Raw genomic sequence first — 21908 nt, 5'->3', positions numbered from 1 at the left:
GGCGAATTCGGGTGCCCGCAAACGGTCCGGCTGCCTGGTTTGCGCACCTACTGCCCATTCGTTCGAATTCCTTCAGCGCGTTGTGATGCCCTCGTAAACATTTGCCGGAAAGGGGCACCCGGCCCCGAACCACGGGACTACCACTGCGGGCATCTCACACAACAGCTGCGCCCTCGCTTACCCGAAGGGGACCAGGGGATTGACAGGCACGTATACCGATTCATATGCCGGAACGTGGCGCACGTGGTTGATCACCGCAGCGCCCATGGCAGCACCGACAGCAGTGAGAAGGGCGATCAGACCACTGATGAACCAGAGGCTCGGCGTGCTCTTCTCCACGAAAGCCGTGCGCCGCCTGCGAACAGGAACGATGGCCAGCGAACCGGCCTGCTCAGCCCCGTGAGCAGGAAGGATGCGCGAAGGTCCCGGGAAATCGGGACGGACACGGGAATCGGGGCGGTGTCGGTCAAGTCGTCGACCGAGGAAAAGTTCGTCGTCCGGACCTCATTCGGGGTGAGTAACTGCCCCCAAAATCGCCGCATACGAATCGTCCGCTACCGACGAATCGTGATCTTTGGGGTGATGTAGTCCGAACGAATGAACTTTGTCCGCAATGTGCCGGAATCGTAACGAGACCAAGGAGGCAGCGGATACTCCTTGTGTCGCAAGCGAATCCGAGGGGGTTTCGCGATGCGGCCGGTCTCGGGGAGGAGACTCGCTTGGGGGCGGATGCCGATCGAGGTGGACGGGAGGCCACCGGATCGGCGGAAGTACACGAGTTTGTGCGAGCGGACCCGTGCACTATCTACACGTCCGCCCCCATAGGCGAGGCCGAACGGGGATGGATTGCCCCGCATTTCCGCGCCAAGGCGGACCCTACGGGGACGGCATCCCACCGTTGACGTGGATCGTCGATCCCACCACGTAACTCGATTCGGGCGACGCCAGGAACACATACGCCGGCGCCAGTTCGGTGGGCTGCCCCGCACGCCCCAGGGGTGTGTTCTGCCCGAACTCGGGAAGTTCCTCTTTCGGCTGCCCATCGGAAGGTTGCAGCGGTGTCCAGATCGGACCTGGTGCGACGGCGTTGACGCGGATACCCTTGCCGGCGAGCTGGTTTGCCAGGCCCTTCGTGAAGTTGTTGATCGCCGCCTTGGTGGAGGCATAATCCATCAGCGTCGGCGACGGCATGTACGCGACGATCGACGTGGTGTTGATGATGGTGCTCCCGGCCTCCAGATGCGCCAGCGCGGCGCGAGTGGTCCGGAACATCGCGAGGATATTCGTTTCGAACGTCTCCTCGAGTAGCTCGTCGGGCAGCTCTTCGAGACTGGTCGTCGCGATCTGCTTGCCCGCGTTGTTGACGAGGATGTCGAGTCCGCCGAGATGTTCGGCCGCGTCATCCACCACGCTGCGGCAGAAACGAGCGTCCGTCAGGTCGCCACTGAGCGTCACCGCCTTCCGGCCGCTCTCCGAGATGATGCGGGCGACGTTCTCCGCGTCAGGTTTTTCCTCGGGCAGATGTGAGATCGCGACGTCGGCTCCCTCGCGCGCGAACGCGATCGCCACGGCGGCACCGATTCCGGAATCACCGCCGGTCACGAGTGCTTTGCGCCCCTTTAGGCGACCGGTGCCGCGGTACGAGAACTCACCGATGTCGGCTCGTGGCTCGAGTTCGGATTCGTGCCCCGGTTCCGGCTGATGTTGCTCCGGGGGTGTGATCGACGGGTAGCGAGTCACGGGGTCCTGGAAGCGGAGTTGATCGGTCCGCGTTGTGTGGGCGTCCTCTTCAGCCATCAATGTCTCCCTCCATCGGGCCTTCCTGAACTGGTCGGGTGCTGCTCTGCACGTCGGCTTCCCGCTGTATGAGCACCCAAACCTCGCCTGGGTGTGGGTCCGGTAGCGGTCAGGGCTCGCGCGCTTCTTCGAGTCTGCTGATCAAGGTCGCCGCGTCGAACGGCCCGGTGTGCAAGGGAAGACCCGCGCCGGTGGCTCCGAGGTAGAACGTGGGTGTCCCGGACAGGTTGCTGGTCGCGGCGTCGAGATCGTCGTCGTCGACCCGGTGCCGGTAGCGGTCCAACCGCAGATCCTCGTCGAATCGGTCCATGTCGAGGCCCAGTCGCTCGGCGTAGTCGTAGATCTCCTCTTCGGACAGGGCGTCGCTGCGGGCGAAGAGGAGGTCGTGCATCTCCCAGAACTTGCCCTGCGCCGCGGCCGCCTCGGAAGCCTCGGCTGCGAAACGCGCGTGCGGATGCACCGCATCGAGCGGGAAGTGCCGGAAGACGTACCGGAGGTCGTCACCGAAGTGTGTGCGTACTTCCTGGATGCCCCCGGTGGCCCTGGTGCAGAACGGGCACTCGAAATCGGCGTACTCCACGAGCGTGAGCGGTGCGTTGTCCGGTCCCCTCACGTGATCTCGGCTCGGATCGACCGGACGTAACAGCACGAGTCCGGTGACGCCGTCGGTGGGGCGGCGTCGATCCGCCAAACGGAACAGCGCCCAGCCCGATCCGGTCGCGAGCACGGCTGCGACGAGTACACCGATGCGCGCATCGTTGGCGGCCTCGGGCGATTCGAACGCCAGGTCCACGATGAACAGGGAGATGGTGAATCCGATGCCCGCAAGTGCTGCCCCACCGCTGACCTGAGAGAGAGTCAGGCCCGGCGGCAGGCTCCCGGGCCGCAGACGGGAGAACACTGCGGTAGCTGCGGTGATCCCGACCAGTTTGCCCACCACCAGACCGAGGACGACCCCCCACGTGATCGGTGAGACGAGCGCGTCGCCGATCGTCTCACCGGTGATCGCCACACCGGCGTTCGCGAGAGCGAAGATCGGCACCACGAGAAAGGCGGTATACGGCTGATAGAACCGGAGCAACCGCTCGTTGACGGACACCGCGCGGAGAACACCGAGTTGCGCCGCGCGCGCGTAGTCGGGATTGGGTGATTGACGGAACGCCCGCGTGAGCTGACCCGCCCGTTCCACCTCGGCGCGCCGCGGCGGATAGATGGGAAGGATCAGCGCGATCAGCACACCGGCAAGAGTGGGATGCACGCCCGACTCGTAGAAGGCCACCCACGTTGCAGCCGCGACGAGGAAGTAGGCGACGCCACGCCACACTTCGAGTCGGCGGAACTGCATGATCAACAGCAAACCCACGAAGCCGAGCAGCAGGTACCCGAGCCTCAGTTGCTCGGTGTAGAAGAACCCGATGATGGCGAGCGCGCCGATGTCGTCGGCCACCGCGAGCGCCAGGATGAACACCCGCAACCGGGCCGGGCACCGTGGTCCGACGAGCGCGAGCGCGCCCAGCACGAACGCCGTGTCGGTGGAGACCACCACGCCCCACGCACCCGCAGCCTCCCCGCTGGGATTGAGCGACAGGTATAGGACGGCAGGCAACGCGAGACCGGCAACGGCGGCTACCAGGGGAACGGCGGCCCGCGTGCGATCGGTGAGCTCTCCGATCGTGAGTTCCCGCTTCACTTCCAGACCGACGACGAAGAAGAACAACGTCATCAGGCCGTCGTTCACCCAATTCTTCAAGTCGAGGGTGATGCCGTAGTCCCCGATCCGGATGCTCAGCGGGGTGCGCCAGAACGCCTCGTAGGAATCCCCCAGGTTCGCCCAGACGAGCGCCACGACCGTGGCGGCGAGCAGGAATCCCGCCGCCAGCGTGTCGTCATCGGTGCCGTCGCGGATGCCGGCGAGCAGCCTGGACACCCGGCGGAGGTTCGTGGGATTGCCGTCGACCGTCATGTGCCCCTCCGAAGTCCGTTCCGAGTCTCCTCCGGAACACTCCAACGTCCCCTCGAAAGCGTAAAGACGACCGCGCGACATGGCAGGGTACGAACAGACACCGGTAGCGAGCGATAAGGATGCCCATGACCGACCGGACCGAGCGCGTAGCAGTCGGCGACCTCGAATTGGCCTACGAGACGTTCGGCGACGCGGACGCCCCTCCCCTTGTGCTCATCATGGGTCTCGCCACCCAGATGCTCGCGTGGGACGACGAATTCTGCGGACTTGTGGCCGGCCACGGCTTCCACGTGATCCGCTTCGACAACCGCGACATCGGATTGTCCGGTCACCTCGACGAGGCCGGAGTTCCCGACCTGGGTGCGCTGCTCGGTGGACAGGGCACGCCTGTACCGCCGTACACGCTGGTGGACATGGCCGAGGACACGGCAGGGTTGCTCGACGCGCTCGGTCTCGAGTCCGCGCACATCGTCGGTGCGTCGATGGGGGGGCATGATCGCCCAGCAACTCGCGATCGATCACCCCAGCCGGGTACGGAGCCTGACATCGATCATGTCCACGCCGTCGCGGGAGGTGGGTCGGACGCGACCGGAGGCGTCAGCGGCGCTGTTCCTTCCGCAGCCGACCGACCCGGACAGCGCCGCCGAACGTTCCCTTCAGGTGTACCGGGTGATCGGTTCGCCCGGATACTCGCTCGACGAATCACGTGTCGCCGACCTCGGGCGGCGATCGTTCCTCCGGAGCCACGACGCCGCCGGTGTCGCGCGCCAGTTCGCTGCGATCCTGGTCTCCCCCGACCGCACTCCGGGACTACGCAACCTGACGATCCCGACCTTGGTCATCCACGGCGAAGACGATCCGCTCGTCGAGGTGGACGGCGGAATCGCAACTGCCGACGCCGTTCCGGGAGCCCGCCTGGTGGTGGTTCCGGGCATGGGCCACAACCTGCCCCCACAGTTGTGGCCACAGCTCACCGGCGACATCGTCGGCCATGCCCGGGCGGCAGAGAAGGGGTCCGCTGCTCGCGCGTGACGCCGGTGCGCCGCGGGAGTGCCGAAAGGCTCAGAGCGGTTTCAGGAACGAGAAGAATCCCGGCGTGTGCACCTGCCGGAGACGGGTGAGCTTGCGGTACGAAATCAGCCATACACCATCGACTCTGGTGTAACGCTCGTGGTAGTGACCCCACCCGTGCAGCGATTCCTCGGTGCCGGCGTTGTCCCACCACAACCGGTCTTCCATCGCCCAGATACCGCGGGCGGTGGTGTCGGATTCCAGCACGATCTCGGGGCAGTGCCCGTGATGCGCCGAGGTCACCTTCACCGGGCCGTCGAGCAGGGTGCTGATGGCACGCGTCAGTGCCGTACGCCCCACCACACGGCCCGATTCACCGTCGGTGCTGGGGCGTTTGTCGCCGGGCAGGCCCTGCCACGTTTCGCTGACGACATCCTCGGTGTGCAAGGTGGGGTAGTACTCCCACTGCTTGTTGTCCATCACACGGAGCCGGGCGGCGAAGACCCGCTCGATCTCCCGGATGGCGAGAAGCTGCTCTGCGGCACCGAGGGTGAGGCCTGCTGATTCCGAAGCGAGGTTTTGTGATTCGCTCTGCGACAAGATATATCCTCCGGTCGGGCGTCAGCGGGATGCTCGCGCGAGCAACTCGCGTGCTGCGGCGCTACCGTCGAGCAGCCGGGCGGTGCGGCGCGTGATCTTCCAGGTTCCGTCGATGCGCGCCAGCTCGAAGCGGTTGGCCGTGACGCGCCAGACGCGGAAGGAATCGGCATCGAGGTTGCGGCGCAGCAACAGTGAATGACAGGTCGCGACGGCCGTGTCGCCGTCGACCCGGATGTGGACGGGATCGAGAAGGTGGCCGCAGCCCTCGTTGATGTAGTCCTGGTGGGGACGGGTGCGGACCATCTCGGTAATCGCGTCGCGGCCCTCCATCACCCGGATGTCGATGTCGTAGACGGCATCTTCGGCCCACAATTCACCGACGGCGTCGGCGTCACCGGCGTCGACAGCGGGCCCGTACGCCGACAGCACCTCCTGGATCGCTGCCTTGTCCTCGAGTGCCTGGACACGCTCGAGCAGGGAAGCCACCAGAGCTGCGGTGTCGGTCATCTTGCTCCTTCGGACGGTGCGGGCACGGACGGCCGGTGCGTTGTCCTCGTTGTACCGCGACCCCGCAGGTCGCGCAGTTGCTGTCCCGTTCAACGGAAACATCGATGCGGGTGGGTGTGGTCCCTGCCACTGTTCGGGGTAGCGCATCGGCACACTGTGTGCGCCGGTCCCCACCCCTCATCGGGACACCACCCCACCGCTCGGCTTCCACAGCCGATACCCAGGAAGAGTCACGCCATGGGCCACGTTTTGGACAGAATCATGCAGCACGCGGACGAGATCCGCGCCGAAGGCGTCGAGGGCGACAAGCTCATGCGCCTGACCGACACGACCGCGAAGCACCTGCGCGAGTCCGGCATCATCCGCACGTTCCAGCCCAAGGAGTACGGCGGATTCGAAGGTCACCCCCGTGAGGCCGCCGAGACCGTGATGGCGCTCGGCGCGCTGGACGGCGCGACGGGCTGGGTCGCCGGCATCGTGGGTGTCCACCCGTGGGAGCTCGCATTCTTCGATCCGAAGGCCCAGGAGGAGATCTGGGGTGCCGACAACGACATGTGGATGGCGTCGCCGTATGCGCCCATGGGTGTCGCGGTGCCGGTCGACGGCGGTTACATCCTCAACGGGCGCTGGGCATTCTCGTCCGGCACGGATCACTGCGGATGGATCATGATCGGAGCGGCGGTCGGAGACAAGGACGGCAACCGCACCGACAAGGTCCTCCATGTCGTGCTTCCCCGCTCCGATTACGAGATCGACCAGGACAGCTGGAACGTCATCGGCCTGCGCGGCACGGGCTCGAAGGACCTGATCATCAAGGACGCCTTCATCCCCGAGCACCGCACCCTCGACGCGGAGATCGTGCTCAGCGGCAACGGCTGGCGTCACGCCGGGCGCGACGAGCCGCTGTACAAGTTCCCGTTCTCCTACATCTTCCCGCTCGGCATCACGTCGTCGCTCATCGGCATGACCGAAGGCGCGCTCGCCTGCTACATCGCGGCCCAGAAGGAGCGGGTCCAGGTCACCGGCGTCCCGATCAAGGAAGACCCCTACGTTCTCTTCGCGATCAGCGAGGCCGCATCCGAGATCTCCGCCTCGCGACTGGCTCTGCTCGAGACCGTCGACCGCTTCTGGGACAAGACCGACCGCGGTGAAGAGATCAGCTTCGAGGAGCGGGCAATCGGCCGGCGCACCCAGATCTCGGCGGCGTGGCGTGCAGTGCGTGCGATGGACGAGGTCTTCGCCCGCGCCGGCGGTGCGGCCGTCCACCTGAAGACGCCGATGCAGCGTTTCTGGCGCGACGCGCACGTCGGCTTGACCCACGCCATTCACGTGCCCGGCATGATCTACCACTCGGCCGCCCTCACCCAGCTCGGCGGCGAGCCGCAGGGCGCATACCGCGCAATGATCTGATCCACCTACTACTTTCGAGGAACAACTGACATGACAGAGTTACGGGGTCTCGGTTACCTCAGGATTCAGACACAGGACGTGCCGCGCTGGCGCGAACTGCTGCTCGACGGCCTCGGTATGGCCGAGGGTTCCGGTCCCGAGCAGGACGGGTTCTACGCACGCGTCGACGAGCGTCGCTCCCGCATCCAGGTGCTGCCCGGCGATTCGGACAAGGCACTGGCCGTGGGCTGGGAAGTACGTGACGAGTTCGCACTCGAGCGTGTGCGTGAAGCGGTCGAGAAGTCCGGCCGGACGGTGGAGGTGCTCTCCCACAAGGAGGCCACCTACATCGACGCGGAAGGTGCCATCGCGTTCGAGGATCCGTCCGGTACGCGCCTCGAGGTGTTCTTCGGCCCGGTTCTCGACCACAGCCCCGTGGTCACCCGATTCGCGGGACGCTGGGTCACCGGACGCCACGGCCTCGGTCACGTGGTGCTGCCCTCGGCGAACTTCGCCGAGACGTACGAGTTCTACACGCAGGTACTCGGGTTCCTGCCGCGCGGTTCGATCCGTCTCGACGAGGACGGCCTCGTCCGCGTGCGCTTCCTCGGCATCAACGAGCGCCACCACAGCCTCGCGCTGTGCCCGGCACCGCCGAACGAGGAGCCCGGGCTCGTGCACCTGATGACCGAGGTCGACACCCTCGACGCAGTGGGTCAGGCCCTCGATCGGGTCAACCGCATGGACTTCTCGATCTCCTCGACGCTGGGCCGCCACACCAACGACAAGATGATCTCGTTCTACGTCCGCGCACCGGGCGGATGGGATCTCGAGTTCGGTACCGAAGGCATGCTGGTCGACGAACGGTTCTACACGTCCGAGGAGATCACCGCCGACGCGTACTGGGGCCACGACCAAACCGGCTCCGAGCCGCTGAAGGCGTTCGCACCGCCCGCCGGATAGCGCGGGTCAACGTACCCCGCAAGCACACTCGCTCAGAAGCGCCGCGACATCCGTCGCGCCGCTTCTGTGCATCCGATCGCCTCCGCGTTACAGTCGTACCCATCCATTGATCAACCGATCAACACGCTCCGCATTCCGTTCCGAGGAGGGCGTTGTGCCCGACGTATCCGACAGTCCCCAGTCCGTCCTGGGACGAGTCACTCTTCTGCTCGAACCGTTCCGCACCGCCGAGGGCCTGACCCTCACCGAGTTGGCCCAGCGCACAGGGTTTCCGCGCTCGACGACCCACCGGATGCTGCTGCAACTGGTGAAGGTCGGCTGGATCAGCCGCACCGGCACCACGTACCGCCTCGGCCCCAAGATGATCGAACTCGGCGCCCAGGCCCGCGAACGCGATCGGATCTACAAAGCCGCTCTACCCGCGATGTACGACCTTCAGACCCAGACCGGCCTCGCGGTCCACTTGGCCGTCCTGGACGGCGACAGCCTGCTCTATCTGGAGAAGATCGGCGGGCGCTGGGCCACCGAAATACCGTCCCACGTCGGCCAACGTCGCCCGACGCACGAGACGGCGGCGGGCATCGCCCTGCTGCGCCACCGGGACGGCGCACCATCGGACCACATCCACTCCGAATGCTTCCTGTACTCCGAGGGCGTGGTTCGCGGCGGGAATCCGGTCCGCTGCGTGGCCGCGGCCTTCGATGCGGGCTGCGGGGAGATTGCCGCACTGTCGCTGGCCGGCCCTCAGGGGCGCATTCCCGAGGGTGCGAGCCGGTTGGTGCGTAGCGCCGCCGACGCGGTGTCGGCACTCCTGACCTGAAGAAACCTCTTCACGAGAACATGCTGCCCTGCTACTGTCTTCTTCGGTTGATTGATCGATCGATCAATACCGGTGGGCCGGCGTGCCCTATCGATATGGAGGTTTCGTGAGGAACTGTGACGGCTTCCCCGCGGCTGTCGTCGACCGCGTCGCCGGACTGCTCGATGCGTTCCAGACCAACAACAAACTCACCCTGTCCGAATTATCTTCTCGGACAGGGCTACCGAGGTCGTCGGCACATCGGCTCCTCACCCAGTTGATGGAGTTCGGCTGGGTTCGGCGAGAGGGCCACTCGTATGCTCTCGGCCGCACCGTCTTCGAATGGGGCGCACTCGCGCAGCACCACGACGGACTGCACCGCGCCGCACACCCGGTTCTCCACGAACTGCACGCCGTGACGGGACTGGTGGTCCACCTCGCAGTCCTCGACGGCAGCGAAGTGCGCTACCTGGACAAGGTAGGCCGGGAATCGGTACCCGTCCCGTCGCGCATCGGGGGACGTCAACCGGCTTTCCGGACTGCCTTGGGTAAGGCACTCATCGCGCACACCCGGTTCGACCCCGCCGGGACGTCCACCGCGGAGCAACTCGCTCCGCCGGTGGGTATCGACGCAGCACGGCTGCGCAACGAGATCGCGTGGATCCGGGAGCGGCATGTGGCCCACGAGCGCGGCGAATCGATTCCCGGAATCGCGTGCGTCGCAGCACCGATCGGCGACGGGCGCACCTACATAGGTGCCGTGTCCGTCACCGGTGCCGCCGACAAGGTGGACGCCGTCCACCTCACGACGCCGGTTCGAGTGGCTGCCCGCACGATCTGGCGCAGCCTCTCCCGGACCACCACCCCACAACGCCGCGTGGGGTGAATGCGAGGCACACCGCGCCGTTACCGCACCAGCGCTTGCCCTCCGTCGACAGGCAGCGAGTGACCGGTGATGTATCGCGCGGCGTCGCTGCACAGAAACACCACCGCCGGGCCGATGTCGGTTTCCGGGTCGCCGAGCCGGCCGAGGGGCACGGTGTCGAGGTACCCCGCGGCGGCGTCGGGATCAGCGCGGGCCCACTCTTCCATCGGCTGCGAATTCGCGAGCGGCAGAATCGCGTTGACGCGGATACCGTCGCCGGCCCATTCGCACGCCGCGGTGCGGGTCAGTACCCGGACGGCTTCTTTCGCCGCGGCGTATCCGCCGGTGCCCGAAGGGTTCCACCGGATTCCGGCCGCCGACCCGAGGTTGACGACGGCCCCGTGCCCGCGCAGGTAGGGGTGGCACGTGCGCATCATCCGCCACGTCGCCGTAGGACCCGACTCCATGCACTCCCGGTATGTCGCTTCGTCCAGGTCGAGCAGTGGCCCGGGCGCCGGGGTCTGGGCATTGTTGACCAGCACGGTGATTCCGCCGAAACGTTCGGCGACAGCCGGAACGAGCCGCGCGACCGCCTCGGCGTCGGTCACGTCGCACACGTAGGGCTGCGCCACACCGCCCCGGCGGGTGATGTCGTCGGCGACCGATTCGAGTGTTCGTGCCGTGCGCCCGACCACGGCGACCTGCGCACCGGCGGCAGCGAGTGCAAGGGCGATGCCGCGGCCGATGCCCTGCCCGGCACCCGTGACGAGAGCTGTTTCGCCGGCCAGAACCGTGTTCGGGACCGGTGCGACCGTCTGCGAGGTTGTCATACATACTCCTGGTGAGCGTGAGGGATGGGACCTCATTGATCGTTTGATCAATGAGGTCTGGCACAATGGCCTGCCGAGGTACGCCGGTGCCCGACGGCAGGAGGCTCGAAGTGGATCCACACGAACGCAAAAGGCAGATCCTCGACCGGTCGGCCGAGATCTTCTCCCGGAAAGGTGTCACGGCGACCACGATTCGCGAGATCGGCGACGCTGTCGGTGTGTACTCCGGGGCGCTCTACCACTACTTCCCGTCGAAGGAAGCGATCGTCACCGAACTCATCCGTGAGTATCTGGAAGACCTCACGGCGCGCTGCGCCGAGGTGACGGAGCGCAACCTGCCCCCCGTCGAACGACTCGAAGCACTCGCCGAGATCGCACTGGCGACCAGCGAGCAGTACCACGGGGCGACGTCCATCTGGCGACGCGAAGGCGAGTACATGCGCGAACGCGTCGTCGAAGCCGACATGGTCGAGACGGCCGACGCCATGCAAGTCGCGTGGCGCGAGGCGATCGCCGACGGCGTCGCCGACGGCACGTTCCGTTCGGATATCGACCCGGAAGTGTTCCGGGAACTGCTCTACGACGCCGTCTGGCACGCGTCGCGCTGGTTCCGGTCCGGTCCCGACGCGACGACAGCCGATCTGGCGCGCACCGTGATCTCGGTATTCGTCGACGGCCTGCGACGTCGACACAACTGAGCCGTCCCACCCGGCGGGTGGGACGGCTCCGGCTGTTACTCCCCTGTGGCGGAGAGGTTCTCCTCGACTTCCTTGTGCCACGACTCGAGGGCACGACTCGTGTCGACCTCGAACTCGAAGCGCTGGGTCATCTCGGGAGTGACCTCCTCGACATCGACGTAGAACTGGCTGTACCAGCGCCGCAACTGATACACCGGGCCGTCTTCTTCGGTCAGGAGCGGGTTCTCGATACGCGTCTTGTGCTTCCAGATCTCGATGTCCTGCTGGAACTGCTCTTCGAGACCGTCGGTGAACAGCGTCGCCATCTCCGACATCTGCTCGTCGGTCATACCGTCGATCTTCTTGACGATCGTGCCGAACTGCAGGACGAAGGAGTTCGACGTCACCGGGTAGTGGCAGTTGATGAGCTTGGACTCGATGGTCTTACCTTCGGACACGGTGTAGATCGTGTCCAGCATGAAGGACGGACCGTAGTAGAAGGCGTCCGAGATCGTCTGTGCCTCGGGAAGATCCATCTGGACGCCGGTCTTGATGTCGTCGCGCCCGTACGAACGCATGTGCTGGCCGGCGATGTGGCCGTCGAAGACGTTCTTGAAGTACTCGGGCATCTGGAAGTGCACGTAGAAGAAGTGCGCCATGTCGACCACGTTGTCGACGATCTCACGGCAGTGCGAGCCCTCCACGTGGATCGTCGTCCAGGTCCAGTCGGACCACTGCCCGTCCTCGTAGCCTTCGATCTCGGGGATCGCGAGTTCCGGCGTCGGCTCGGTGCCCTGCGGGCAGTTCCACACGAAGAGCACGCCGTTGCGCTCCATCGTCGTCCACTTCTTGGTGCGCGCCACCTTCGGGGTGCGGCGCGCGTAAGGCACTGCCTCGCAGCGGCCTTCACCGTTCCAGCGCCAGTCGTGGAACGGGCAGGCGATGGTGTCGCCCTTGATCTCGCCGCGTGCGAGATTGCCGCCCATGTGCCGGCAGTACGAGTCCAGCACGTGAAGTGTTCCGGAGGTGTCGGCGAAGACCACCAGGTCGGTGCCGAACACCTTGACCTGGTGCGGCTTTCCGTCGCGGAACGACTTGGCGAGGCCGATACAGTGCCATCCTCGCGCGAATCGGGTGGGGTTGGTGCCGGTGTCGATATTGCGGATCTCGATACGATCCTGCTGGACGGTCATTCTGGTCTCCAAGAGGTGTACGGGCGGAGCGAGCGGAATCTGACAGACACGGTGGTCACCGGGCTGCGGTGACGGTGTCCTCGGAAGCGAGGGGCCGGACGGACGGTTCGACCCTCATGGTCGCGCGGAGCTTTCCCTCCGACACCGCCTCGTCGACCGTGCAATCCAATGCTGCACACCGCATGACGTATGCGGCGGGATCGAGATCACGAGCTGCCGCGATTTCGTGGCAGGCCGCGCGGGCGGAGTCGGTCCACTGGATGCTCGTATGAGCGGGGCTGTATTTCGCGACGTGTACGCGGGCCGCACAGGCGCGACAGTCGAGCGACTGCATCAAGGCGTTTCCCTTCCTCGGATACCGCGAGAGTAGGAAGGCTGCTGTGGCGGCGGCCACATCGATTCAGCCCAGTGGAACGCCACGCCGGGCAGGACGTCATCGGTGACGGGACGACCCGGCGATCGTTACGCTCCGCAGGCCAGCCGAACTCGTCTCCGCGAAGGAACGAACATGACCGAGCCGATCCTGCTCACCGCACAACACGGGTCCACCCGTGTGCTCACGTTCCACCGCCCGCAACAGCGCAACGCACTGAGCTCCGCCCTCATCGAGGTACTGCGCACGGAACTCGCGGCGGCGGACGCCGACGAGGCGACCGACGTCGTCGTCCTGACCGGCACCGACCCCGCGTTCTGTGCGGGACTGGATCTGCGCGAACTCGGCGGCTCCGGCGGCAACCTGGGCCGCCTGTCGGACGACGGCATCCCCGTCGGCCATCCGTGGCGACCACTGTCGAAACCCGTGATCGGCGCGATCAACGGTGCCGCCATCACCGGCGGGCTCGAGATGGCACTGGCGTGCGATTTCCTCATTGCCTCCGAACGCGCACGGTTCGCCGACACTCATGCGCGGGTCGGGGTGCTTCCCGGCTGGGGACTGACCTCCCGGCTTCCCGCCGCCGTGGGCGGCGCGTTCGCACGTCGCATGAGCCTCTCGGGAGACTTCGTCGACGCCGAGACAGCTCTGCGAGTCGGATTGGTGACCGAGGTGGTGGAGCACGACCGGCTTCTCGGCGCCGCTCTGGATCTGGCCGCGACCATCGCGGGCAACGACCGGGTGGGCGTGCGGACACTGCTCGCGTCGTACCGCCGAGCGGAGGAGCATGTCGCCTCTCCGGCACTGCAGGTGGAGAACGAGACGTCGCGGCAGTGGATGGAGAACTTCACGCCGGAACGTGTTGCCGAGCGCCGCGACGATGTCATCGGACGCGGGCGCGCCCAGAACGCTCCCTAGCTGTTCGCTCCGGAACCCTCGGTCGTCTCGCCTCGTCCGTTCACGGGCCTGGCTGTCGCTGGGGGAACGCCGATCTCGTCGAGGTGATGGCCGCTGCAGGCGATCCTGGTTGCAGCAGCGTGCTCGATACGGGACACCAGGAACCACCGCATGGCGCTGCGCAGCCTGCACCACCCGATCAGGTACCACTGGCCGTTCGTGGAGGCGAACATGACCGGCTCGACATCCCGGGTGGTCGTGTCGCCGTCACGCGCGGTGTAGCGGATACGCACCACCCGTTGCTCGGCCATCGCTTCCTCGAGCGCCGACTTGACCGCGCGAAGAGGAGGTGGAGGCGAGTTGACCCAGACGCGACCGGCCAGCGCATCGGCCTTCGTCCGGGTCTGCGGATCGAGTACGTCCATGATCTTCCGAACGCTCGCCGCGGCGAGATCGGCGTAGGGGGCATCGGGTGCGGCAGAGACTGCCGCGAGGAGCGCGACGGCCTGCACGGGGGTGAGGCTGACCGGGGGCAGGGTGCCTCGGGCGACCAGCCCGTAGCCGCCGCCGGGGCCCGGGCGCGACCAGATCGGCGCGCCGCTGTTCTCGAGTGCGGTGAGGTCTCTCTTGACCGTCCGCACGGATACGCCGAACTCCTGTGCCAGTCGGTCGGCAGTGCATCCACGCGGTCCGCTGCGTCGCAGCATCTCGGACAGAGCGTGGAGTCGCTCCGCCCTCTTCACGTCCTACCCCGGCAGAAAATCATGTCAAAAATGGTGACACACCGTTGTCCTGCCGGCGCGAGAGCATCGTGGTGTGACGAACAACGCGAGTAGCCCGACCATCATCCTGATCGCCGGCCATTGGCTGGGGTCCTGGGCATGGGACGAGGTGCTGGAACATCTGAACGCCGACGGCCTGCGATCCATCCCGATGACGCTTCCCGGCCTCGATGAGTGGGACGCCGACAGGGCGTCCAGGACGCTCGACGACCAGGCGGTCGCGATCGAACAGACCATGATCCGGGCTGGGGCTTCCGAGGCGCAGCCGGTGGTGATCGTGGCGCACAGCGGAGCCAACGCGCCGGTAAGCCTGGTGCTCGATCGGCATCCTGAGCTTGTCCGCCGAGTGGTGTGGGTCGACAGTGGGCCGGTCGCGTCCGGCAGTGTGTTCGCCCCGGATGTGCCCGCGGGTCCGGACGAATTTCCCCTGCCCCCCTTCGCCTCGCTCGGGGAGCAGGCCAGCCTCGAGGGCCTGACCGCCGAGGTTCTCGAACGCTTTCGGGCCAAGGCCGTTCCGGAACCCGGTCCGGTGTTACGCGGGCTGGTGACGCTCACCAACGATGCGCGTCGGGCGGTCCCGACCACTCTGGTGTGCTGTTCGATCCCGAGCGCGCAGGTAATGAAGTTGGCCGACGCGGGTCATCCCATGTTCGCCGAGGTGTCGAAGCTCGGCCACGTCGATGTCGTCGACCTTCCGACCGGGCATTGGCCCATGTGGAGCCGCCCCGGCGATCTCGCGCATATCCTCGCCGCAGCAGCGACTTCCCCGGCAGGCGACCACACAGCACAGCGGAACCGGACACGTCGATGAGTTTCCGGGCGGCACCGAGTCGACACGGGTACATCCGGATCGAAGGAGCCTCCCATGACCCAGCCCGACACCCGCACGCTCGATGTCCCCGGAGCATCGCTCGTCTACGACGTGCGACCCGCGTCCGGCGAGCAGCGGTTTCCCACCCTGATCCTCGCCGCATCGCCGATGGATGCCGGTGCGTTCGGCACCTTGGCCTCGTACTTCCCCGACCGGACGGTGGTGACCTACGACCCGCGCGGCACCGGGCGTGGCGTGCGCACCGACACCACCGTCGACTCGACGCCGCGGCTGCACGCCGACGATCTGGTTGCGCTGATCGACGCGCTGGGAACCGGACCGGTCGACCTGTTCGCGACCAGCGGTGGCGCAGTGAACGCGCTGGAACTGGTCTCGGGCAACCCCGAACTCGTGCGCACCCTCGTGGCACACGAACCCCCGATTGCGGGCATCCTCCCCGACCGCGACGGGCTGGTGGCGGCGTGCGCCGACATCCACGACACCTACCTGCGCAGCGGGATGGGGCCGGCGATGGCGAAGTTCATCACGCTGGTCGGGTGGAAAGGTGAACTGTCGGACGCCTACTTCGAGGCGCCCGCCCCTGATCCGTCCGCCTTCGGTCTCCCCACCGAGGACGACGGCACGCGTGACGACCCGCTGGTAGGTCAGAACATCCTCTCGTGCACGGGCTACGAACCGGATTTCGATGTTCTTTCCGCCGCGTCCACCCGGATCGTCCCCGCAGCCGGGCGCGAGTCCGCCGAGGAGATGGCAGGGCGGGGTGGGGCAGCCCTCGCGGCACGACTCGGAACGGAGGTGACGTGGTTCCCCGGAAACCACGGTGGGTTCCTCGGCGACGAGTACGGAATGCCCGGTGAACCCGAGGGGTTTGCCGCCGTGCTCAGAGAGGTACTGCAGCCCGCTCGGGTGTAGGCGCTCTGCGTCAGTTGCGGTCGTCGGACAGGCGGGACGACGACCGCAGCTGCCACGGCACGCTGGTGACCATGACGCCGGGCTGGAACAGCAACCGGCTCTTGATCCGCAGCGCGCTCTGGTTGTGCAGCAACTGTTCCCACCAGTACCCCATGACGTATTCGGGAACGAAGACGGTGACCACTTCCCGCGGTGAATCGCCTCGCCGTCGCTTGACGTAGTCGAGTACGGGCCGGGTGATCTCCCGGTACGGCGACTCGATGACCTTCAGCGGCACATCGATGTCGCTCTCCTCCCAGGCGTGGACGAGCCGGCGGGTCTCCTCGTCGTCGACGTTGACGGTGACCGCTTCGAGCGTGTCCGGGTTCGTCGCACGGGCGTAGGCGAGCGCGCGGAGGGTGGGCCGATGAAGTTTCGACACCAGCACGATCGAATGAGTTCGGCTGGGAAGCACGCCGTCCCACTGACCGCGCTCGAGTTCCACCGCGACCCGCGCGTAGTGGCGGTGGATCGCACGCATCACGAGGAACACGGCCACCATCGCGACGATGGCGATCCATGCGCCGGCCACGAACTTGGTGACCAGCACGATCACGAGCACGGTCGCGGTCATCGCGAGACCCACCGAGTTCACGATCCGGGAACGGTGCAGGTGGCGTCGTTCCTGTGGATCGGTTTCGGTGGCCAGATGCCGGGTCCAGTGCTTGATCATGCCCATCTGGCTGAGCGTGAACGAGACGAATACCCCGACGATGTAGAGCTGGACTAGCTTGGTGACCTCGGCGTCGAATGCCCACACCAGGGCTATTGCCGCGGCGGCGAGCAGGACGATGCCGTTACTGAACGCGAGCCGGTCCCCGCGGGTGCGCAGCTGACTCGGAAGGTGACGGTCCTGCGCGAGCACCGACGCCAGCACGGGGAACCCGTTGAACGCGGTGTTGGCGGCGAGCACCAGAATCAGTGCCGTGACCCCGGTGACGAGGTAGAAACCGATCGGGAACCCCGAGAACACCGTCTCGGCGATCTGGGCGACCATCGTCTTCTGCCGGTAGCCTTCCGGTGCTCCGGTGAGCTGGGTCGCGGGGTCCTCGGCGATCACCACGCCCAGCCGCTCCGCGAGCACGATCATGCCCATGAACAACGTGATCGCGATCGCGCCCAACATCAGCAAGGTCGTCGCAGCGTTGCGGGACTTCGGTTTCCGGAACGCGGGGACCCCGTTGCTGATCGCCTCCACACCCGTCAGTGCGGCGCACCCGGACGAGAATGCCCGCGCGATCAGGAACACGAACGCAAGGCCGGCGAGGTGCGACTGTTCCGCGTGCAATTCGAAGTTCGACGACGGCGCGCGCAGGTCGGTGTGGAGGACGAAGATCCGGATCAGGCCCCACAGGACCATCGCGCCGAGACACACGATGAACGCGTAGGCAGGTATCGCGAACGCCACGCCGGCTTCCCGCAGTCCTCGCAGGTTGACGGCGGTGAGGATGACGATGGCGGCCGTCGCGAACAGCACCTTGTGGTGGTCGATGAAGGGAACGGCCGAACCGATGTTCTGTGCGGCGGACGAGATCGAGACCGCAACGGTGAGCACGTAGTCGACGATCAGCGCGCTCCCCACTGTCAGGCCTGCCGCGACCCCGAGGTTCTTCGTGGCAACCTCGTAGTCGCCGCCCCCGGAGGGATAGGCGTGCACGTTCTGCCGGTAACTGGTGACCACCACGGCCATCACGACTGCGACCGCGATGCCGATCCACGACGAGAACGCGTAGGCCGACAACCCAGCGATGGACAGGACGAGGAAGATCTCCTCCGGCGCGTACGCGACCGAGGACAATGCGTCGGAGGCGAAGACCGGCAACGCAATACGCTTGGGCAACAGCGTGTGACCGAGGGCGTCGCTGCGTAGCGGCCGTCCCAGGAGTACCCGCTTGGTGGTGCCGGAGGGTGCGGCGTGGAGGTTCGCGGCACTCCGGGCGTGGTCAGCCGGAGACATTGCGCAGATACAACAGGCGGTCGCCGCCGCGAAGGACGTCGACGTCGGCCGTGCCGACCCGCAGCAGCCGCCCGTCGCGTTCGATACCGACGACGAGGTCGGTCAGGCTACGAGGCGACACTCCTGCTTCCTCGGGCGTGATGTTCCGTTCGGCCATGGCGAATCCCTCTTCGGGTGTGAGCAGGTCGTCGATCATTTCCACCACGTTGGGGGTGGTTCTGGCGACGCCGAGCAGCCGCCCGGCGGTTTCGGCCGAGACGACCACGGTGTCGGCGCCCGACTGCCGCAGGAGGTGGGTGTTCTCGACCTCGCGGGCCGCCACGACGATGCGCGCGGTGCCGGACAGTTGCCGGGCTGTGAGGGTGATCAGGACCGCGGTGTCGTCGCGGTCGGTCGCGATGACAACCGCCGAGGCTCGCTGGACTCCGGCCAGGCGCAGCACATCCGAGCGACTCGCCGTGCCCTGGACCGTCACCAGGCCCTGTCGGCCGGCAGCATCGATCACAGAGCGGGCAACATCCACCACCACGATTTCCGACAACGCGATCCCGTCGCTGATCATCGCGTCGACTGCCGTGCGCCCCTTGGTGCCGTAGCCGACCACGACGTAGTGGTTGCGCACGCGGCGTCGCCACCGCTGGATGCGATGGACCTGACGGGAGTTCTCCGTCAGGGCCGCGAGCGTGGTACCGACCAGGATGATGAGGAAGAGGATGCGCAATGGTGTGATCACCAGTGCGTTGAGCGCGCGCGCACCAGGGGTGACAGGCGAGATGTCGCCGTAGCCGGTGGTCGACAGCGACACACTGGCGTAGTAGATGCAGTCCATCAACGAGAGAGAATTGCCCTGAGTGTCCTGGAAACCGCTCCGCCCGATGTACACCACCACGACCGCCGCCGTGAGCACCACGATCGCGTAGGCGATCCGGCGCGCGATCTCCCACGTCGGGCTCACGAAGACGTGGGGTACGCGCACGGTACCGACCAATGTGAACGCCGGTCGCTCGGGTGTTCGTCCCGATCGGCTCGGCCGAGCACGCAGGCTTCCGGCCACTCCGGCTCCCGTCATGTCACTCGCGCGGGGATGCAGAATTGCAGAGTACGCCCGTCCACGGATGGCGCAATAGCGTTCGACCGGGAGATGATGGCAATATGATTCTCATGAATGAGAATGGAATTTCTAGCGACGGTTCGTCACTGCTGGTGATGAGTCAGCACACCTTCTCGTCCGACTTCGGCCTGCTCTCACGGCTCGTCACGAAAGAACGCGCGGTGATGCGTTCGGTCCTGACCGACAAACTGCGCTCCGACGCGGGCTCGGCATCGCTCGGAGTGCTGACGACGCTGGTCGACATCGTCACCTCGAGTCCGGCGCTCGCCGCCTGCGGGCAGGACTGGGTCGCCACCCAGGACCTCACCCTCCACGCGACCGGCCCGCTGACGGAAGGTCCCGTCGTCATCGACGCACAGCTCGTGCGCATCGGCAAGAAGATGATCCACGTGTCGGCAGACGTGTACGACGCGCGCGGTACAACCGATCTCGACGAGCTCATCGCCGCGCTCGATACGGGCAGCGAGGGTGGTCCGGTGCTCGCGGCCCGCGCGCTGGTCACGTTCGCGCGCTTGCCGCGCGCCGCCGCGCCGAGGGCGGACGAATACACGCCGGGCGAATGGGTCGGTGTGGACCGCGAGTACCCGGTCGTGCCGGTCGAGGGGACCATCTACTCCCGACTCGGCATGCGCATCCTCGATCCGGACGAAGGGGTTCTCGAGCTCGACCGAACGCCCTTCGTAGCCAACATGATCGGGACCATTCAGGGCGGTGCGCAAGCGCTCCTCGCAGAGTCGGCCGCACACGCGATGCGACCCGATCTTGTGGCGACCGACATTCAGATGCACTTCTTGTCCCAGGTGCGCGTCGGTCCGGCACGGTCGTACGGCATGGTGGTTCGTGACGGGGCCGACCATTCGGTGATCAACGTCCGTCTCGTCGATGCCGGCGCAGACGACCAGCTGCTCGCCCTGACCACGGTGACACTGCAGCGTCCGCCGGCGAGGGCGGCCGAGTCGGGTCAGCCCGAACTGTGAGTGGCCGCGAAGACGATGAACACCACGAACAGCGCACCCGTTCCGAGCACCGTGCCCACGACGGTCTCGACGTAGTTCGTCGCGAGACCCTTCTCGATCCTCAGAAGTCCGATCCAACCGCACACCACGGCAAGCAGGCCGGCGGGGATGGACACGAAGTCGCCGACGACAGGAACGAACGCAGTCAGCGCGGCAACGATGCCGGCGATCAGCGCAGTGTTTCCCAGTCCGTTGCGATCGCGGAACTCGGTGGGCGGTGTCGCCGACATGCCTACTCCCAAGAGTTCGGCGGATGGGTATCGGTACATCCTGCACCCTCGACGGGGGTCTGTCTCGGAGGACGACGCCCGTGCTCGACGTGGGGCGCCGTCCTCTTTCGGCACTCGACCGACCGGTGAGGGTCGCACACACGCCGTTTCTCCGCCGCCGAGTCCTCGATTCACCCCCGGGTCACCTGCATTTCGCCGGCGGCGTGCCTGAAGGATGTATAGCGTGTTTCGGAGTTGCTTCTGGCAACACGCTGCACGCGCCTCCTCCCCTCCGGCGCTGCGGTCGGCCCCGTCGGCCCCTCCCCTCGAATTCGCCGACGGGGTCGCCGCCGCTCCAGGCACGCCGGACCGGCACCTCCGTCCCGTACGTCGGCACCGGCGTTTGACCCGCGGGCACGGACACGGTCGACTAGCGGTGGCCCCTCACACGAACCCGGAGACCCCGCGATGACCGATGCTCTCGACGCTGCCGCCCGCCTTTTCGTCAACGACGGGCTTTCCGAAGACGAAATCGCTCGTCAGGCCGCGTTGTACGGTCCGCTCGCCGACGATGTCCGCGCACTGATCCCGCTTGCCGTGCAGAGCCGAGCCGATGACGACGACGTGCGACGGGCCCGGGAGCACCTGGCAGCCGCGAGGGAGTTGCTCGGGCGCCGGAAGGAGGACCACCCCTTCGGTACCCGGTTCAACGACGCCGGCAACTTCCGGGTGTGGGGCAACGCCGCCATGGGACTGCGGAACGCGATCGCCCCACTTCCCCGCATCAACCAGGATCCCGACGGTCGCGTGTGGGCCGACTTCCATCTGCATGTCGGCTTCGAAGGGCCCGCGGGACATACCCACGGCGGAGTCTCGGCGCTGATCCTGGACCAGCTGCTCGGTGACGCGGCCCGGGTGGGCGGCTCACCCGGAATGACGGGCACGCTCACGCTGCGCTATCGCAGGCCCACCCCTCTCGGCGATCTGCACGGGGAAGCAAAACTCGACCGGATCGAGGGGCGTAAGGGATTCGTCACCGGACACATCGCGGGGCCGCACGGGATCTGCGTCGAAGCGGAGGGCATCTTCATCAGGCCCAACTGGCCTGACGGCAACGGCCGCGACCGGCACCGCGCGGGATAACAGCACGCCGCGCCGCGTGCCGGCCGTCGAGACCGCCGGTCGT

Annotated in this window: 22 protein-coding genes; 11 read left to right on the top strand and 11 right to left on the bottom strand. The window is 66.6% G+C overall.

The window, feature by feature from the left end:
• Window positions 1–876: 876 nt before the first annotated feature.
• Entirely contained in the window at window positions 877–1797 is a 921-nt protein-coding gene (locus tag HF877_RS00280; protein WP_169618953.1) for an SDR family oxidoreductase, read from the bottom strand.
• 109 nt (window positions 1798–1906) lie between these two features.
• A complete protein-coding gene (gene nhaA, locus HF877_RS00275) occupies window positions 1907–3760 on the bottom strand; it encodes a Na+/H+ antiporter NhaA (protein WP_169618951.1) in 1854 nt (617 codons plus the stop codon).
• 492 nt (window positions 3761–4252) lie between these two features.
• On the opposite strand from nhaA, the gene HF877_RS21195 reads away from it, so the two are divergent.
• On the top strand, window positions 4253–4792 hold the full coding sequence (locus HF877_RS21195; RefSeq protein ID WP_240951839.1) for an alpha/beta hydrolase: 540 nt from the start codon (window positions 4253–4255) through the stop codon (window positions 4790–4792).
• A 30-nt stretch (window positions 4793–4822) separates the two neighbouring features.
• On the opposite strand, the gene HF877_RS00265 is transcribed toward HF877_RS21195, so the two are convergent.
• Window positions 4823–5371, bottom strand: coding sequence for a nuclear transport factor 2 family protein (locus tag HF877_RS00265; protein WP_169618950.1), 549 nt, complete (start codon window positions 5369–5371; stop codon window positions 4823–4825).
• Between the two features lie 21 nt (window positions 5372–5392).
• Window positions 5393–5878, bottom strand: a complete 486-nt coding sequence (locus HF877_RS00260) for a nuclear transport factor 2 family protein (RefSeq protein WP_169618948.1) — start codon at window positions 5876–5878, stop codon at window positions 5393–5395.
• 237 nt (window positions 5879–6115) lie between these two features.
• Between HF877_RS00260 and HF877_RS00255 the strand changes: the two genes are divergently transcribed.
• The 4 genes from HF877_RS00255 to HF877_RS00240 all read left to right on the top strand — a co-directional run bounded on the left by HF877_RS00255 (window position 6116) and on the right by HF877_RS00240 (window position 9915).
• A complete protein-coding gene (locus HF877_RS00255; RefSeq protein WP_169618946.1) occupies window positions 6116–7288 on the top strand; it encodes an acyl-CoA dehydrogenase family protein in 1173 nt (390 codons plus the stop codon).
• Window positions 7289–7318: 30 nt separating this feature from the next.
• Window positions 7319–8230 carry a biphenyl-2,3-diol 1,2-dioxygenase gene (gene bphC / locus HF877_RS00250; protein WP_169618944.1) on the top strand — a complete coding sequence of 304 codons (912 nt, stop codon included), beginning with the start codon at window positions 7319–7321 and terminating at the stop codon, window positions 8228–8230.
• A 154-nt stretch (window positions 8231–8384) separates the two neighbouring features.
• Complete coding sequence (locus HF877_RS00245) at window positions 8385–9050, top strand: IclR family transcriptional regulator (protein WP_169618942.1); 666 nt, start codon at window positions 8385–8387, stop codon at window positions 9048–9050.
• A gap of 106 nt (window positions 9051–9156) precedes the next feature.
• Window positions 9157–9915, top strand: a complete 759-nt coding sequence (locus HF877_RS00240; RefSeq protein ID WP_169618940.1) for an IclR family transcriptional regulator — start codon at window positions 9157–9159, stop codon at window positions 9913–9915.
• A 20-nt stretch (window positions 9916–9935) separates the two neighbouring features.
• On the opposite strand, the gene HF877_RS00235 is transcribed toward HF877_RS00240, so the two are convergent.
• Entirely contained in the window at window positions 9936–10724 is a 789-nt protein-coding gene (locus tag HF877_RS00235; RefSeq protein WP_169618938.1) for an SDR family oxidoreductase, read from the bottom strand.
• A gap of 110 nt (window positions 10725–10834) precedes the next feature.
• Here HF877_RS00235 and HF877_RS00230 point away from each other — a divergent pair, with 110 nt between their 5' ends.
• Window positions 10835–11422 carry a TetR/AcrR family transcriptional regulator gene (locus HF877_RS00230; RefSeq protein ID WP_169618936.1) on the top strand — a complete coding sequence of 196 codons (588 nt, stop codon included), beginning with the start codon at window positions 10835–10837 and terminating at the stop codon, window positions 11420–11422.
• 35 nt (window positions 11423–11457) lie between these two features.
• On the opposite strand, the gene HF877_RS00225 is transcribed toward HF877_RS00230, so the two are convergent.
• Both HF877_RS00225 and HF877_RS00220 read right to left on the bottom strand, forming a co-directional pair.
• Window positions 11458–12594 carry a Rieske 2Fe-2S domain-containing protein gene (locus tag HF877_RS00225; RefSeq protein WP_169618934.1) on the bottom strand — a complete coding sequence of 379 codons (1137 nt, stop codon included), beginning with the start codon at window positions 12592–12594 and terminating at the stop codon, window positions 11458–11460.
• 55 nt (window positions 12595–12649) lie between these two features.
• The gene (locus tag HF877_RS00220; RefSeq protein ID WP_169618932.1) at window positions 12650–12928 is read right to left on the bottom strand and encodes a hypothetical protein; all 279 of its coding nucleotides are present in this window, start codon (window positions 12926–12928) and stop codon (window positions 12650–12652) included.
• A gap of 174 nt (window positions 12929–13102) precedes the next feature.
• Here HF877_RS00220 and HF877_RS00215 point away from each other — a divergent pair, with 174 nt between their 5' ends.
• Window positions 13103–13885, top strand: coding sequence for an enoyl-CoA hydratase (locus tag HF877_RS00215; RefSeq protein ID WP_169618930.1), 783 nt, complete (start codon window positions 13103–13105; stop codon window positions 13883–13885).
• Here the strand turns inward: HF877_RS00215 and HF877_RS00210 are convergent.
• Window positions 13882–14607, bottom strand: a complete 726-nt coding sequence (locus HF877_RS00210; RefSeq protein ID WP_169618928.1) for a WYL domain-containing protein — start codon at window positions 14605–14607, stop codon at window positions 13882–13884. The genes HF877_RS00215 and HF877_RS00210 overlap by 4 nt on opposite strands.
• Window positions 14608–14680: 73 nt before the next feature.
• Here HF877_RS00210 and HF877_RS00205 point away from each other — a divergent pair, with 73 nt between their 5' ends.
• Window positions 14681–15457 carry an alpha/beta hydrolase gene (locus HF877_RS00205; RefSeq protein ID WP_169618926.1) on the top strand — a complete coding sequence of 259 codons (777 nt, stop codon included), beginning with the start codon at window positions 14681–14683 and terminating at the stop codon, window positions 15455–15457.
• Window positions 15458–15511: 54 nt separating this feature from the next.
• Complete coding sequence (locus tag HF877_RS00200) at window positions 15512–16390, top strand: alpha/beta hydrolase (RefSeq protein ID WP_169618924.1); 879 nt, start codon at window positions 15512–15514, stop codon at window positions 16388–16390.
• A 10-nt stretch (window positions 16391–16400) separates the two neighbouring features.
• Here HF877_RS00200 and HF877_RS00195 read toward each other — a convergent pair whose 3' ends face one another.
• Window positions 16401–18386: an APC family permease gene (locus HF877_RS00195; protein ID WP_169618922.1), complete on the bottom strand. Its 1986-nt coding sequence runs from the start codon at window positions 18384–18386 to the stop codon at window positions 16401–16403.
• Complete coding sequence (locus tag HF877_RS00190) at window positions 18373–19440, bottom strand: potassium channel family protein (protein ID WP_169618920.1); 1068 nt, start codon at window positions 19438–19440, stop codon at window positions 18373–18375. The genes HF877_RS00195 and HF877_RS00190 overlap by 14 nt, the downstream gene beginning before the upstream one ends.
• A 107-nt stretch (window positions 19441–19547) precedes the next feature.
• On the opposite strand from HF877_RS00190, the gene HF877_RS00185 reads away from it, so the two are divergent.
• Window positions 19548–20474 (top strand): PaaI family thioesterase, encoded by a 927-nt coding sequence (locus tag HF877_RS00185; protein WP_240951836.1) that lies wholly within the window; start codon window positions 19548–19550, stop codon window positions 20472–20474.
• On the opposite strand, the gene HF877_RS00180 is transcribed toward HF877_RS00185, so the two are convergent.
• Entirely contained in the window at window positions 20459–20743 is a 285-nt protein-coding gene (locus HF877_RS00180; protein WP_169618918.1) for a hypothetical protein, read from the bottom strand. The two genes, HF877_RS00185 and HF877_RS00180, sit on opposite strands and share 16 nt — an antisense overlap.
• 447 nt (window positions 20744–21190) lie before the next feature.
• On the opposite strand from HF877_RS00180, the gene HF877_RS00175 reads away from it, so the two are divergent.
• Window positions 21191–21865, top strand: coding sequence for a hotdog domain-containing protein (locus HF877_RS00175; RefSeq protein WP_169618916.1), 675 nt, complete (start codon window positions 21191–21193; stop codon window positions 21863–21865).
• The last annotated feature ends 43 nt before the right edge of the window (window positions 21866–21908 follow it).

The sequence above is a fragment of the Rhodococcus sp. BL-253-APC-6A1W genome (genome assembly GCF_012843405.1).
Taxonomy (GTDB): Bacteria; Actinomycetota; Actinomycetes; order Mycobacteriales; family Mycobacteriaceae; genus Rhodococcus.
The sequence above is the reverse complement of the archived record's forward strand: the minus strand, read 5'-3'. Positions and strand labels throughout refer to the sequence as shown.